Here is a 14796-nt window from a genome sequence, read left to right as displayed (position 1 = left end):
CCCGGGCCCCGCGGGGGCTGTTCGCCCCTCGACCCGAACCAGGGCAAGCCCTGGACCATTTGGGGAAGAACTGCGCGATGCGCAGTTCTTCCCACAGGCCGGTGGCAAGACCGCGAGGGTGTGTTTCACGCCGTCGGCGTCATGGGTCGAGACGTCAGCGCTGCTGTTTTGACTGGCAGGATCGTCCCTGGTCTTGACTCGGCCTGTTCGATGAACTGCGCATCGCGCAGTTCATCGACCCCGGGTCCAGCGCTTGCGCTGGTCCGGGTCCAGGGGCGGATAGCCCCGGTGGGGCCTGGGGCAAAGCCCCAGCGAATCGGCCCCCGACGAGAGGCTAAAATACCTTCCCTGGATTCATGATCCCCAGCGGATCGAGCACGCGTTTGATCGCGCGCATGATCTCGATCTCGGTCCCGGATCGTGAATAGCCGAGGTAATCCTTCTTGAGGAGACCGATCCCGTGCTCCGCCGAGATGGAGCCCCGGTATTTCCGGACGAGCTCGAACATCGTGTGATCGGCCTCGTGCGTGCGCGCGAGGAATGCCGCTTTCTCCATCGCGTCGGGCTTCATCACGTTCACGTGCAGGTTGCCGTCGCCGATGTGCCCGAACAGCGCGATCTCCCAGCCTGGATAACGCGCATCGAACACGCTCTCGAGCTCTGCGCAGAAGCCTTCGAGCTCCTGGATCGGCAGTGCGATGTCGTTCTTGTGGGGCATCCCCGTCGCGCTCAGGCTCTCGCTGATCCCCTCGCGTAGCGCCCAGATCGCGGCCGCCTCGCCTGCGTGTTGCGCGAGTGTCCCGTCCGTCACCACGCCTCGCTCGAACAGCGACCCGATCCACGCTTCGAGCGCTTCCGGCTCGGCCCGCTCCACTTCGAGCAGCACGTAATACTCGCTCGGCGCCGCGAGTGGCTCGCGCACGCTCCGGTGCCGCCGCACACGCGCCATGCATTTTTCCGTGAAAAACTCGTATGCCGTGATCACGAAGGGACCCGTGCGCGCCTCCTTGAACAGCGCGAGCACGCCCGCGAGGTTTGGCACGGCGAACAAGAGCACGTCGAGCTTGCCCGGCAGCCGCGTCAGCTTGAGCGTCGCCTCCGTGATGATCCCGAGCGTCCCCTCGCTCCCGATGAAGAGCTGCCGCAGATCGATCCCCGTGTTGTTCTTTTCCAGCGCGCCGCCGAGCTCGAGCACCTCGCCGCTCGCGAGCACCACCTCGAGCCCGAGCACCCACTGCCGCGTCAGCCCGTAGCGGATCACCTTCACGCCGCCCGCGTTCGTCGCGATGTTCCCGCCCACCTGGCTCGATCCCTTCGACGCGAAATCCACGGGCCACGTCAACCCATGCTCGCCCACGTGCCGGTGCACCTCCTCCGTCACTGCGCCGGCTTGCACGCGCACCGTCCCGCCGAGCACGTCCACCGAGTTCATCCGCCGCATGCGCGACAGCGACACCACGACCTCGCCCTGCGCTGCCACCGCGCCCGCCGCGAGCCCCGTCCGCCCGCCCGAGGGCACGATCGGCACTTGAAACGCCGTGCAGAGCTTGAGCAAACGCGACACCTCGTCTGTCGAGCGAGGCAACGCCACGGCGGCGGGACGCGGCTCGTGCACCTTCGTCCAGTCGCGACCGAAGGTGGCCAGGTCGGAAGGGTCGACGGAGAGGAAATCGGCTGGGAAATCGCGGGCGACGGCGGCGAGGAACCCTTCGGGCAGAGCGGTCATGGTCGGTCGATACAGTGCCCGCGTCCTCCCTGCAACCGGCAAGCGCCGCTTGACGTGGTGGGCCCCACGGCTACCACGAGCCCGATGAGTCGCTGGATCGAGCGTACCCGCCTGGACGACGCCTCCACCGTGCTCCGGCGCGCCCTCGCCGAGGGCTTCTTCCGCGAGGGCACGTCAGCCGCCCTCTTCCACGACCTCGGCCGCGTCCGCGCGCGCTTTGTCGAGCTCGAAACGCGTTTCCCCGCGGGCACGTTGCACGCCGTCGCGGTCAAGGCGAACCCTGTCGTCGAGATCCTCCGCGCGCTCGTCAACGCGGGCGCGGGCCTCGAAGCTGCCTCCTTCGAGGAAGTCCGCCTCGCGATCGCGGCTGGTTGCCCCGCTTCGCGCATCGTCTTCGACTCTCCCGCGAAGACCCGCGACGAGATCGCCTCGGCCCTCGCGCTCGGCGTGCATCTCAACGTCGACAATTTCGACGAGCTCGATCGGGTCGCGTCGGCGCTCGGAAACACCCGACCGCCGCCCATCGGCCTCCGCGTCAATCCCCAGGTTGGTGGCGGCTCCATCGCGCTCACCAGCGTCGCGACGCGCTCCTCCAAGTTCGGCATCCCGATCGAGCGTCGGGACGAGATCCTTGCCGCGTTCGAGGCGCACCCGTTCCTGTCCGCGCTGCACGTGCACGTGGGCTCGCAGGGCATGCCGCTCGAAACGCTCGTCGAGGGTGTTGCTCGGGTTCATTCGCTCCGCGAGGACATCGAGCGCCGCGTCGGCGCGGGCCGCATCCAAACCTTCGATCTCGGCGGCGGCCTGCCCGTCGCCTACCGCCCCGACGACGTGCCGATCCCGCTCTCCGCTTATGTCGACGCATTAAAAACGAAAATACCGGGGCTCTTTACCGGCGATCTGGGACTCGTCACAGAGTTTGGCCGGGCGATCCATGCAACGGCTGGCTGGGCGGCGAGCCGCGTCGAATACGTCAAGCAGGCCGGCGACGAGCGCCTCGCCGTGATCCACCTCGGCGCCGACCTCCTGGTCCGCCGCGCCTATCGCCCGGACGAGTGGTACCACGAGATCGCGGTCCTCGACGCGGACGGGCGACCCAAGGCCGGTCCGACGGAGCCCGTCACCATCGTCGGCCCACTTTGCTTCTCGGGCGACGTCCTCGCCAAGGGCCTCGCCCTCCCCTGCATCGATCCCGGGGATTTCGTCGTCATCCACGACATCGGCGCCTACACGCTCGGCATGTGGTCGCGCCATTGCAGCCGCGGCCTGCCGCTCGTGCTCGGGTATGACGGAGACACGCTGTCCGTCCTGAAAAACCGCGAAACCCCGGACGACGTCGTCACGTTCTGGAGCCGCTGAAACCCCTCTATCGCCGCATCCCCTGCGGAATCCGGTGGGGCCGGTGCTCCTGCTTCACCCACAGCTTGAGGTGCGGCGCGCCTTCGGGGTCCTCCTCCACGATCTCGTAATCGTGCGGCATCTTCCCGCCAAACCCCTGGTACGTCACGACCCGCATCCCGGTCGGCGCGGCTTCCAGCGCGGCCTCGATCCGCGTCACGTCCTCCTGGAACCGCTCCAACGACAGCGACACCTCGCCGTCCATCTGCCACGACGGCGCGACCAGGTTCTCCTCGAACGGGTTGTAAAAGTAGAGCGCGTCGAAATACGAAAAATCGATGTCCTCGATCGTCCCGTGCACGAGCCGCGCGTTCCTCGCGCCCACGGCGGCGATCACCTCGCGGCCCACGTCCACGAGCGGCCGCCTGTGCTCGATGCCCACGAAAATGCTCTCCGTGACGAGCGCGCCGACGAGACAAAATTTCCCCACGCCCGCGCCCACGTCGAGCACGCGCGCCCGCCCCTCCTGCGCGCAGAGCTTGGCCGCGCGCACCGCGACGGACACGGGCGTCCAGAACCGTGACGAGAGCTCGCGAATGTCTGCGGGATACAGGGCGTCGAGCGCCTCGTCGGTCACCGGCGCGCCTTCGCGGAGCGCCTCGATCGTTTCCCACTGGGACGCAGAAAGCACGAGGGTGCCTGGACGGTGGTGCGGGAGAACGGCGCGCATGCGCGGTTCATCGGACGCGTGATCCGCGACCGGGAGCCCTCCGAAGAGACGCTCGCGGCCGTTTCACCGGATGATGAGCTCTTGAATCCGTCCGCGCCCCGCGGCCTTGCAGTTTATGGCGCGTGACGCCCCCACGGCGGCGAGCTCGAAGCCGTCCCCGTAGAGCGAATACACCTCGGGCGCGGACGAATTCGACAGGAGCACCCGCACGCCGCGCTCCTTGAGCTCGCGCGCCACGTCCCGGAGCCTCTGCTGCTCGCGCATCCCGAACCCGCCGCTCGTGTACGACGTGAAGCTCGACGACGCCGACAGCGGCACGTAGGGCGGATCGAAGTACACGAAATCCCCCGGCCGCGCCCGCGCGGCGACGTCCTCGAACGAGGCGACCCGGATCGAGGCGTGCTTCAGGGCCCGCGAGCAGGCGCGCAGGTTCTCCGCGTCGCAGATCGTGGGGTTCTGGTAATCGCCGAACGGCACGTTGTACTGGTTTTGCCGGTTCACCCGGTAAAGCCCGTTGAACCCCGTGCGGTTCAGATAAATGAACCAGGCGGCCACCTCCACATCGGTCTTCGTGTCGATGTCGCTCGAGCGCAGCTTCATGAAGAAATCGCGATCGTGGGGATACGACGCGAGCAGATCGATGACGTCCTCGACGGCGTCGCGCACGCCGATGTACGTGCGCACGAGCCGCTCGTTCGTATCGCTGAGCTCGGCGCGCTCGGGCATGAGGTGGAAAAAGAGCGCGCCGCCCCCGACGAAGGGCTCGTGGTACGTATTGAAGCGCGACGGAATGCGCGGATCGAGCTCGTGGAGGAGCTGCCGTTTTCCGCCCACCCACTTGATGAAGGGTTTTGCCGTCCCCGGCTCGATTTCACGAATGTCCGGACGCGGCTTTCCGCGGGCCTTGAGGGGCCCGGGGCGGGCGGACGGAAGGGGAACTGGGGCCGGGGTGGGGAGCGTTCGAATCGCGCGCTCGAGCATGTGGATACCCCAGCAATTACAATGGGGGATCGAGCTCGGCAAAACTTTCGAACGAAGAAGTTCGGGACAGATTCTATCGCTGAAAACTTGTCCCGGATTCGTGCGCTGAAAACTTGTCCCTGAACAGCTGATCGGGCATCACGGGTTCAGGGCTTCGGAATGCGGAGCGTCTTCGATATCATCGCGCTCCCGCTCACCACGAACAGCAAAACGAGCGGATGCAGCTCCCACGGCCCGAGCTCGATCGCCCCGCCCGGCAGCGCGGCGCCGATGCGCCCGTTCGCCGCGAGCGCGCCGAAGAGCGCCACGAGCACGAGGCTCGTCGGGATCGGCGTCCCCTCGTAATACTTCACCTTCCCGCCCTCGTCGGCGAGCTGGCTCGCCGTCGCGTTGTACCGCGCGAGCCGGCTGATCCCGCAAGCCACGAAATACACGAGCGCGATCGCGTCCCAGCCCCCGCGCATCCCGAGCCCGAACGCGAGCGCGGCCGGGGCCACCCCGAACGACACGAGATCCGCGAGCGAGTCGAGCTCTTGCCCGAGCATCGACACCTCGCGCCGCGCCCGCGCCACGCGCCCGTCGAGGAAATCACAGAACAGCGCGACCGGAAGCAGGCCGAACGCGAGCCTCAGGAACGTCACGTCGCCCGAGGCCACGTACTTCATCGTCGCCAGCATCGACCCGGTGCCGGCAAATCCATTGCCGAGGGTCAAGAAATCCGCGACTTGAAAGTCACGGATCATCGAGAAGCGGCGGCGTCGGGGCTTCTTCATGGCAGCACTGGCATCCATGGCACAATGTGGGCACGCGGCCAAGATCCACAGCACGACCGCCCCTCCACGCCTTGACATCCTGCGCGTTTCCATCGGACCCTCGACGCCCTGGACGACGCCCGCCCGCCGAGGCGTTCCCGGTCCGCCATGGCCCCCAAGACCCCCCGCCTGCTCCCCCGCCTCGCCCCGCTCCTCGCCCTTCTCCTCGCCACCGCGTGCGACCCGCCCAAGCACGAACCCGCCGCCTCCACGCCCGCTTCCGCAGCCCCGTCCGCCACCGCTTCCGCGCGCGCCTTCGCCTCCGCCGTCGTCCCGGCCTCCGCGCCCGCAGCTCCCGCGTACGGCCCCTTCGGTGAGCTCGTTCGCTCCCTCTCCGAGCCGGGGGGCGACTTCATTTCGGACAACCTCATCTCGAACGAGACCTCGTATCTCCAGACCGCCGACGCGCTCGCGGCACGGCCCGCGGGGGGCGTCTACATCGGCGTCGGGCCCGAGCAGAATTTTACGTATCTCGCGCTCACCCGCCCGCGCCTCGCGTTCATCGTCGACATCCGCCGCGACAACCTCCTCCAGCACCTTTATTATCGATTCCTCTTCGAGGAGGCCGAGAGCCGCTCCCATTTCCTCGCGCTGCTCGTCGGCCGGCCCTACGACGCGGCCACAGCCCCGCCCGCGGACGCCGATGTCGATGCCGTCCTGAAGCACGCCGAGACGAAAGCCCCCGATCCGAAGCTCTTCGCCACGACCGTCGATCGGGCCATGAAGCGCATGCAGGAGGCATACGGCATCACGCTCACGGACAAGGACAAGCGCTCGCTCGCGCGGATGACGCAGGTCTTTTTCGACAAACAGATCGATCTCCGGTTCGAGCTCAAAGAAAACTCCGGCCGCAAATACCCCTCGCTGCGCGAGCTGCTCGGCGCGGCGGACCCGGCGGGCAAGAAGCGCGGCTTCCTCGCGACGAACGAGGCCTTCCGGTTCGTTCAGGCGATGGAGCGCGAGGGTCGCGTGGTCCCCGTCGTCGGCGATTTCGCAGGCGACGGAGCATTCCCCGCCATCGCCGCGTTCCTCCAGAAAAACGATCTCCGCGTGAGCACGTTTTACGTGTCGAACGTCGAGCAATACCTGCTCGAGCCGCCGGTCTGGACGAAATGGATCCGCAACGTCGCCGCCCTCCCGCGCACGGACGACGCGCTCTTCTTGCGGTGCTACCTCGACCAGGGCCAAAAGCACCCGAAGCAGATGGAGGGCCACCGCACGGCCACCGTGCTCGCAAAGATCGGCGATTTCGTCACGCGTGAGCAGAAGGCCCCGACGCGGTCATGGTTCAAGATCGCGACCGAGGGGTTCGTCGACTGAAGCGGGCGCGCCGGGGCGTTGCCCCGGACCCCACGGGGGCTGTCCGCCCCTCGACCCGGACCAGGGCAAGCCCTGGACCTCAGGTGGAAAAACTGCGCGATGCGCAGTTCTTCCAACATGGCCTGTTCGATGAACTGCGCATCGCGCAGTTCATCGACCCCGAGTCCAGCGCTTGCGCTGGTCCGGGTCCAGGGGTGGACAACCCCTGGTCGGGGTCCGGGGTGAAACCCCGGCGCTACGCCATCAAAGCCCGAGCGCGAGCCCGCTCTTGTTACGCGGCTCCGCCGCGCCTGCCCATACGCCGCCTGGCCCTCGCACGATCGACGGTGCGTCCGCGATTGCGTCCCAGGCCTCGAACTTGTGCCCGCGCGCGCCGAGTGCCCGCAGCACGTCCTCCGGGACTCCGCCTTCCTCCATGAAAATTTGATCTGGCAAATGCTGATGATGCACCCGCGGTGCGCCTACTGCCGCGGTCGCGCCCATTCCGTGATCGAGCACGTTCGTGATGACCGCGAGCGCGGCCGAGATGATCGTCGGCCCGCCGGCCGCGCCTGTCACGATTTGCACGGCGCCGTCCGGCCCGACCACGATCGTCGGCGTCATCGATGACAGCATCCGCTTGCCGGGCGCGACCGCATTCGCCTCTCCCTGCACGAGGCCGAAGACGTTTGGCTTTCCGGGCTCGGTCGCGAAATCGTCCATCTCGTTGTTCAGGAGAAAACCGCCGCCCCGCACGACCACGGCTGCCCCGAGCGACGTGTTGATCGTCGTGGTCAGCGCCACGGCTGCGCCGTTGCGATCCACGATCGAGAAATGGGTCGTGTGTTTTTTCTCGTTTGCGCCTCCGCGCCCGGGACCGACCTCGGAGGAAGGCGTCGCGTGGGCCGGATCGATCGACGCGCGCGCCTCTTTGATGGCCTCGGCCGAGAGGAATTCGCCCGTGGGAATCGACACGAACGCGGGATCCCCCAGGAAATAATTCCTCTTCGCGAACGCACGACGGGACGTCTCCACCGTGGTGTGCAGCGCCTCGGGCGAAAGAAATCCCATCTTCCCGAGATCGTAGCCTTCGAGCACGCCGAGCATGAATGCGAGCACGAGCCCGCCGGACGAGGGCGGCGGCATCGCAAACAGCTTGTGCCCGCGATAGCCCATCTCCACCGGCGTCCGCCAGACCGGCCGATATGCCGCGAGATCCTCCGCCGTCACGATTCCCCCGCCCGCCTTCATTTCCTCGACGAGCAGTTTTGCCGTCTCCCCCTCGTAAAACCCTGGCGCCCCGCGCTCCGCGATACGTGAAAGCACCCGCGCGAGCTCCGGGTTTTTCAGGACTGCCCCCACGCCGAGCGGCTTTCCCCCCGGCAAGAACATCGCCGCCGACGCCGGAAACCTCGCAAGATCCGCCGCGCGATCCCGGACGATCTCGGCGAGCCCCTCGTCCACGACGAACCCCTCCTCGGCGAGCCGGATCGCAGGCGCCACCAGATCCTTCCACGGGAGCTTGCCATAGGTACGATGCGCCTCCCAAAGCCCGGCCACCGCGCCCGGCACCCCGGCGGCGAGGTGACCGACGAGCGACGCGTCGTTTTTCCCGAAGAACATCTCCCGCGTCGCTTTCGCTGGCGCGGTCTCGCGGAAATCGAGTGCGCGCACCTCCCCCTTCTCCGGCCGCACGACCATGAATCCACCGCCGCCGACATTTCCCGCCGCCGGAAACACCACGGCGAGCGCGAACGCCACGCCCACCGCCGCGTCGACCGCGCTCCCGCCCTTCTTGAGGATCTCCACGCCCACGCGCGTCGCATCCGCCGCGTCGCTCGTGACCATGCCGTCCCGCCCCGACGCGGGCGCGGCCTTCAGATCGAAGCGCCACGTCGCGGGCACGCGCGCGAGCGCGGGCGGCGCGGCGGACGAAGACGCGGCCGCCGGCACCTCCGGGGGCTTCGCGCCCTCGCCGCACGAGGCCGCGAGAATCGACGAGACGACGAACGTTGCACGAACGAAGAGCCGGCGTGCGGCAGCGTGGGCGTTCACGGGCGCTTCATACCACGCGCGGTAGCGTTGGCTCGCATCGATCGTGCGAACGTCTTCATATTACCGCGCGACTCGCGTAAGGATGGACGGTAACCGCGGAGGTCCTCCATGCGATCTTTCTTTTCGTCCCTCGCCCTCGTCACGCTCACCTGCACCACGTTCCTCGCCTGCGGAGGCAATGGCGGCGAAAACGGAAGTGGTGGCAACGCCGGCAGCGCCGGCAGCGGCAACGGCGGCAGCGCCGGCAGCGGCGGCGATGGCGGCAACGGCGGCGGTGGCGGCAGCGGCGAGGCCCCGTTCATCTGCGATGCGCCGATCCCGCACGCCGACATCTCGAGCCCCACCGCGGTCGTCGGCACGGGCACGCCCGAGAGCTGCACCGAAGCGGCGCTCGACGCCGCGCTCGCGGGCGGCGGCGTCATCGTCTTCGATTGTGGCCCCGATCCGGTCACCATCACCCTGAGCTCGGCCAAACAGATCTTCGACGATACCGTCATCGACGGCGGCAACGTGGTCACGCTGAGCGGCGGCAAGAAGAATCGCATCTTCGAGATGGACACGAAAAACTTCGAGGCCACGAGCCCGACCCTCACCGTGCAGCGCCTCCTGCTCCGGGACGGCAAGGCCTCGGGCACGGCCATCCCGCTCGGCACCGACATCGACGGCGGCGGCGGCGCCATCTACCACGTCGGCGGCAACGTCAACGTCATCGATACCCGCTTTCTGGACAACGAGGCCGCGCTCGAGGGGCCGGACGTCGCGGGCGGCGCGATTTACAGCATCGGCCGCGGCACGCTCACGGTGAGCCTCGGCCACTTCTCGAACAATCGCGCCGCCAATGGCGGGGCCATCGGCGCGCTCGGCGCGTCGATCGTGATCGTCAACAGCACGTTGTGGGGAAACACGGCCACCGGCTACGGCGCCAATTACATCGATGCGAATGGCCAGCAGGCCGGCCGCGGCGGCAATGGCGGCGCGATCAGCATGGATGGCCAGGGCCGCACGCTCTCGCTTTGCGGCGTGGTCGTCCAGAACAACCAGGGCCGCGCCTTCGGCGGCGCGCTCTTCCGCACGGGGTACGAGACCGAGCCGACGACAATCGATCGCTCGACCTTCGAGGGCAATTCCATCGAGGATCACGAAGGTGCCGAGGGAATGTCGAGCAGCGCCGGCGGCCTCTACATCCAGGGCACGCACGTCACGATGACCGCGTCGACCATCGCCAACAACCAATCCGAAGCCTTCGCCGGCCTCTGGATCCTCGGCCACGGCGCGACCCCCGCGATTGCCGACCTCACGAACGTCACCATCACCGGCAACACGACCTACCCCCGCGCCGATTTCACCACGCGCGGCATCGGCGGCGGCCTCATCATCGGCGACAATACTACTGGCAAGGTGACGAACTGCACGATCGCCGGAAACGCCGCGCAGTTCGCCTCGGGCATCTCCAACGTCACGCAGCTCGAAGTCCTCAACACGATTGTCAGCAACGACGCAGACAACGAGTACACGCCCCTCAATTGCACCGGCAACGCGTACGCCCAGCCGCCCGGCACCGGGCAAAACAACCTCCAGTGGCCGAACGGCAAGAAAGACGATATGGATTGCACGCCGGGCATCACCCGGGCCGACCCGCTGCTCGGCGACCTTGAAGGCAATGGCGGGCCGACCCGGACGATCGCGCCGCAAACTGGAAGCCCGGCGATCGGCGCGGGCGCGGGTTGCCCGACCACCGATCAGCGGGGCAAACCCCGGAATCCAGCCAAGTGCACGCTCGGCGCGTACGAACCCTGACGCATTGCAATCGGGTCCCGGGACGGCTTGGCATCACGGGTCAAAAGGAGCCTCGCCCCTCACGTCATCAGCGTGCCCTGGACCAAAGCCGTCGGGAGCCTGAAGCAGAATCGGCTCCCCCGCGGCACGTTGTCCTCGATCCAGCTCGCCCCGCCGTGCGCCTCGACGGCCAATTTGCAGAACGAGAGCCCGAGCCCCCAACCGCTGCGGCCATTTCCTTCGAGCCGCACGTACCGGTCGAAAATGCGTTCGCGCATCTCGGCCGGGACCCCGGGGCCCTCGTCGCAGACGGCGACCGTCACCCACGCGGCGTCCGCGCGCGCCTCGATGCGCACCGTGCTCTTCGAGGGGCTGTACCGAAGGGCATTGTCGACGAGGTTCTGCAACGTGCGCCCGAGGAGATCCCGATCGGCCCGGAGCACGCCCGCGGGCACGTCACAAGACAGCTCGATGGTCTGCTCGTGTTTCTCGGCAATTGGCAAGACGACGTCACGGATCTCGGCGAGCAGCCCACAGAGCTCGACATCGGCGTAGCGCGGCACGAGCCTGCCGTCCTGGCTCTGGGCGATGTCGAGCACGTTGGCCGCCGTGCGGATGATTCGCTCCGCGGAGGAGAACACGACGCCCCAGCGGCGCCGATCCGCGGGCTTCAGGTCGGCGCTCCGGAGCTGGAGCGAGGCCGCGAGCGCGATCGCGGCGGCGGGGCTCTTGAGATCGTGCACGACGAGCGCGCTCAGTTCCTCCTTCTGCCGCTGAAGCTCGAGAAGCGCCGCGTGCTCCTCGGCGAGCTCGCGGCTCCTCGCTTCGAGCTCGCGCGTCCGGTCCTGGACGCGCTTCTCCAGCTCGGCGTAGATCGCGACGTTCTCCATCGACACCGAGGTGCTATCGGCGAGCGCCTGGAGGAGCCCGAGCTCGTGCGGCGTCGCGTGGTGCCGAGACGCCCAGTAATTACCGATTGCGCCGATGGGCGCCTTCGTCCGGATGGGCACCATGCACAAGCTCTGCACGAACGTCGGCCGATAAGCGTCGACGGGGATGCGGGGATCATCATAGATGTCCTCGATGGTGACGGCCTCGCGGTGGAGCATCGCCCAGCCGCTGATGCACGCGGACATCGGGAATCGCCGGCCTTTCCAGAGCGGGGCGATGGCGTTCTCCTCCGCGTAGTAGCAGAGGTCGCCGTCGCGCAGGACGAACGTCGCGCCGTCGGCGCCGGTGAGCTCCCTGGCCGCCTTTCGCACGATCTCCATGATGGCCGGCATGTCGCGCGCGAGCGACAGCTCCTGGACGACGGCAACGAGGGAGGTTGGAGAAGGCTCCCTCCCCTCCGTCCGCACGCATTCCCCGAGGCGTACAGGCTCGACCAGACTGCCGAGAGCAGTCGTCATCTGAGATGGATACGGCAGGGCTCGAGCCATGACAAGCTCGCTGTCGGGCACTCCATTCGATTGTAACCCAACCTGGTCCACCCAGTCGCGCGGAGCGCGGTCGCGTGCCACCGGACGAACGGCTGCCCCTCGCCCTCGGCCGCATCCTCACTTCCGAATCACGATCCACGTCCCCGGCTCGCTCGGTCGCGCGTCCGCGCTCGACCAGCCCTCGGGGACGGGCGGGTCGGTCCAGGCGAACACGATCGACGCGTCCTCGGGCGAGAGGTTGATGCAGCCGCCACTCTTCGGGCTGCCGAAATCCTCGTGCCAGTAGGCCGCGTGGATCGCGAACGGATTGCGGAAGTATTGCACCCACGGTACGTCGGCGATCCAGAACGCCGACGGATCCGGGGTCGCCTCGTCCGTGAGCTGCGCCGCCCGGTATTTCACGGCAATGCGATAACTCCCGAGCGGTGTGAACGCCCCGCGGACGAGCTCCTCCGTGGTCGCCTTCGGCGACGCCGTCACCCCGCCCGCGCCCGGCGACATCAGCGTCGAATACACCGCGCGCCGCCCCTCGAACAGCGTCATCGTCCCGCGCGAAAGCGACACGTCGATCCATTTCTCGTCGGCCCCCACCATCCGAGGCCACTCGTCCGGCTCGGCGACGACCGAAATGTCTCGCGCCCGTGCATACGTCGGCCCGGGCTCGCGCGTCTCCCAAAACAGATCCCCGTCGTGCGTGATCGATTTCCCCGACAACCGCACGAACGTGCGCGGCGCCCAGGTCTCGCCCGTCGCGGCGAACGCACCGCTCTCCTCGCGCTTGTACTTCGTCCGCGCCGTCTTGCGGAACCAGCCGATCGGCAATGAATTCGTGCTGCCAATGGCAACGCCGTGGAACACGCTCGGGCGGAAGGGGCGCATGCGATCGGCGGGGACGAGGGCCAGATCGGGCGAGAGCAGGAACGTGCGTCCCTCCACCGCGAAGGCATGCGAAAAGGAGAGCATGGATCCATGCGGAATCTCCTTGCGCACGAGGCCGCCGCGCCGTCCCGCGGGCACGGGTGCTTCCTTTTCGCCGAGCAGAAACTCCGGAATGGGATCACGCGCTGGGGTCGGCGTGAGCTCGGCGAGATCCTCGTGCCCATCCATCGAGCGGCGGACCCGGGCGAGATCCGCCACGGGCCGCAGGCGTCGCTCGGTCCGGGCTTGCTCGCTCGACGTGGGGATCTGGCCGTACATCGGCGCCCGCGTGGAAAAGGCGTAGTCGTAGGGCCGCGGGCCTTCACGCGGAGCGGCGAGCGCGAGCGCGCGGAAGCGGGGATCGTCGAGGTTGCGGGTGATGGTCTCGTCCTCGCAGATGAACCCGCGAGGCGCGACGGGATAAAAGCGGCCGCTCTTGCAGCCGCCGAGCTGCGAAGGCGGCACCTCCACGGGCTCGTCGCTCTGGAGGATGACGCTCGTCCCCGGACGAACGTCGCCGATCCGGCGCTTTCGGGAGCGATCCTGGTAGATGACGGTGGCGACGCCGATCGATCCGAGGCGGGGCGGCTCGGTGTCCGTGTCCGCTGCTGCTGCCGCTGCGGCTACCGCTGCCGCATCCGCGTCCGCTGCTGCATCCGCTGCCGCGTCCGCGTCCGCTCCTGCCTCTGCGCCCGCGTCGGGCACGGCCTCGGCCTTCGGGCCGCCGCAGCCGGCCGCAAGCGCGCAGAGGAGCGAGAGGACAGTCCGGGTCAATGCGAGGCGAGGATCTCCGAGATGCTCGAGTACCGGCTCGGCGCACGCGTCCCGTAGTGCAGGAGCGAGCCGCCCGCCGTCATCCACGACTCGTCGAAGCGGCCGTCGGGCGACTGGATCCGCACGAGGTGATCGCCGTTGTCGAAGGCCCAGTGCCGGCCGTACGGATCGAAGTGATCGATGAGCGCGCCTTGGCGCGTGCGGATGTGGAACTGATCCGACGGGATGTCCCACGTCCGGTCCACGACGAACTCGTAGATCTGCCAGATGTTGCCCGAGGGGAGCACGCCCCAGTCGACGTTCAGGCCCGCGTCGTTCGGCAGCCCGAAGACACGGTAGTCCCCGAAGCGCCGGGCCGCGTCCCAGAGGTCGCCGTTGCGGCTCGAGTCATGGTGCAGCGTGATCATCGACTTGCGCACCAAGCCAAAACCCTTCGTGTCCGTGTAGTCGTCGTACGTGCGCCGGAAGATGTGCTCGCAGAGCTGATCGGCGCCCGCCGAGAAGCCTACCGTGAGCAGGCCGCGCGCCTTGCGCTCGTGCAGGATCCGCCCGAACTTGCCGGGCTCGCCGCTGAAGCGCGCCCCGAGCTCCTTGTAGCGGTGCAGGCCCGTCACGCTGTGACCGCCGCCGAGGATCACGACCTCCGACGTCCACAAGGAATGCCAGAACGTCTCGACGTCCTCGGCGCGCAGCCCGCTGTTCCAGTAGAAAGGCAGGTACTCGAGGCCGAAGCGATCGTAGAAGCTGAAGAAGTAGCGGAAGTTGCCCCAGGCGAACTCCTGACGTTCGTACTCGCTCCCGTTCTGCGGGGTCTCGGACATCGGGAGGAACAGGATCCGCCGGTTGTTCTCGCCGCGCAGCGCGCGCTGCACGATGAAGTGATCGTGGATCAGGTCGGATCGGTCGTGCGAGCTGTAGACGAGCGAAGTGCCTTTCATGGTCGGGGCA

11 protein-coding genes are annotated in these 14796 nt (G+C 67.8%); 3 read left to right on the top strand and 8 right to left on the bottom strand.

All coding sequences use genetic code 11. The features are described 5' to 3' along the window. Nucleotides 1–334 precede the first annotated feature (334 nt). Nucleotides 335–1726 carry an FAD-binding oxidoreductase gene (locus KEG57_RS51985; protein ID WP_272428672.1) on the bottom strand — a complete coding sequence of 464 codons (1392 nt, stop codon included), beginning with the start codon at nt 1724–1726 and terminating at the stop codon, nt 335–337. An 84-nt stretch (nt 1727–1810) separates the two neighbouring features. On the opposite strand from KEG57_RS51985, the gene KEG57_RS51980 reads away from it, so the two are divergent. After that, the gene (locus KEG57_RS51980; protein ID WP_272428670.1) at nt 1811–3085 is read left to right on the top strand and encodes a type III PLP-dependent enzyme domain-containing protein; all 1275 of its coding nucleotides are present in this window, start codon (nt 1811–1813) and stop codon (nt 3083–3085) included. A gap of 7 nt (nt 3086–3092) precedes the next feature. On the opposite strand, the gene KEG57_RS51975 is transcribed toward KEG57_RS51980, so the two are convergent. The 3 genes from KEG57_RS51975 to KEG57_RS51965 form a co-directional block, all read right to left on the bottom strand. Next, nucleotides 3093–3794, bottom strand: a complete 702-nt coding sequence (locus tag KEG57_RS51975; protein ID WP_272428668.1) for a class I SAM-dependent methyltransferase — start codon at nt 3792–3794, stop codon at nt 3093–3095. Between the two features lie 63 nt (nt 3795–3857). Next, nucleotides 3858–4775: a DNA adenine methylase gene (locus KEG57_RS51970; RefSeq protein WP_272428667.1), complete on the bottom strand. Its 918-nt coding sequence runs from the start codon at nt 4773–4775 to the stop codon at nt 3858–3860. Nucleotides 4776–4921: 146 nt separating this feature from the next. Further along, nucleotides 4922–5548, bottom strand: a complete 627-nt coding sequence (locus KEG57_RS51965) for a CDP-alcohol phosphatidyltransferase family protein (RefSeq protein ID WP_272428665.1) — start codon at nt 5546–5548, stop codon at nt 4922–4924. A 147-nt stretch (nt 5549–5695) separates the two neighbouring features. Here KEG57_RS51965 and KEG57_RS51960 point away from each other — a divergent pair, with 147 nt between their 5' ends. Further along, nucleotides 5696–6907: an LIC_10091 family protein gene (locus KEG57_RS51960; RefSeq protein ID WP_272428663.1), complete on the top strand. Its 1212-nt coding sequence runs from the start codon at nt 5696–5698 to the stop codon at nt 6905–6907. A gap of 243 nt (nt 6908–7150) precedes the next feature. Here KEG57_RS51960 and ggt read toward each other — a convergent pair whose 3' ends face one another. Next, complete coding sequence (gene ggt, locus KEG57_RS51955) at nt 7151–8941, bottom strand: gamma-glutamyltransferase (protein ID WP_272428662.1); 1791 nt, start codon at nt 8939–8941, stop codon at nt 7151–7153. 108 nt (nt 8942–9049) lie between these two features. On the opposite strand from ggt, the gene KEG57_RS51950 reads away from it, so the two are divergent. Beyond that, nucleotides 9050–10738, top strand: coding sequence for a choice-of-anchor Q domain-containing protein (locus KEG57_RS51950; RefSeq protein WP_272428660.1), 1689 nt, complete (start codon nt 9050–9052; stop codon nt 10736–10738). Nucleotides 10739–10797: 59 nt separating this feature from the next. Here the strand turns inward: KEG57_RS51950 and KEG57_RS51945 are convergent, their stop codons facing one another. From KEG57_RS51945 to KEG57_RS51935, 3 genes are all read right to left on the bottom strand, one after another. Beyond that, nucleotides 10798–12126: a GAF domain-containing sensor histidine kinase gene (locus KEG57_RS51945; RefSeq protein ID WP_272428658.1), complete on the bottom strand. Its 1329-nt coding sequence runs from the start codon at nt 12124–12126 to the stop codon at nt 10798–10800. A 147-nt stretch (nt 12127–12273) separates the two neighbouring features. Continuing rightward, nucleotides 12274–13848 (bottom strand): L,D-transpeptidase, encoded by a 1575-nt coding sequence (locus KEG57_RS51940; protein ID WP_272428657.1) that lies wholly within the window; start codon nt 13846–13848, stop codon nt 12274–12276. Continuing rightward, a complete protein-coding gene (locus KEG57_RS51935) occupies nt 13845–14786 on the bottom strand; it encodes a type 1 glutamine amidotransferase family protein (RefSeq protein ID WP_272428655.1) in 942 nt (313 codons plus the stop codon). The genes KEG57_RS51940 and KEG57_RS51935 overlap by 4 nt, the downstream gene beginning before the upstream one ends. Nucleotides 14787–14796: the final 10 nt, after the last annotated feature.

The organism is Polyangium jinanense (assembly GCF_028435365.1).
The sequence above is the reverse complement of the archived record's forward strand: the minus strand, read 5'-3'. Positions and strand labels throughout refer to the sequence as shown.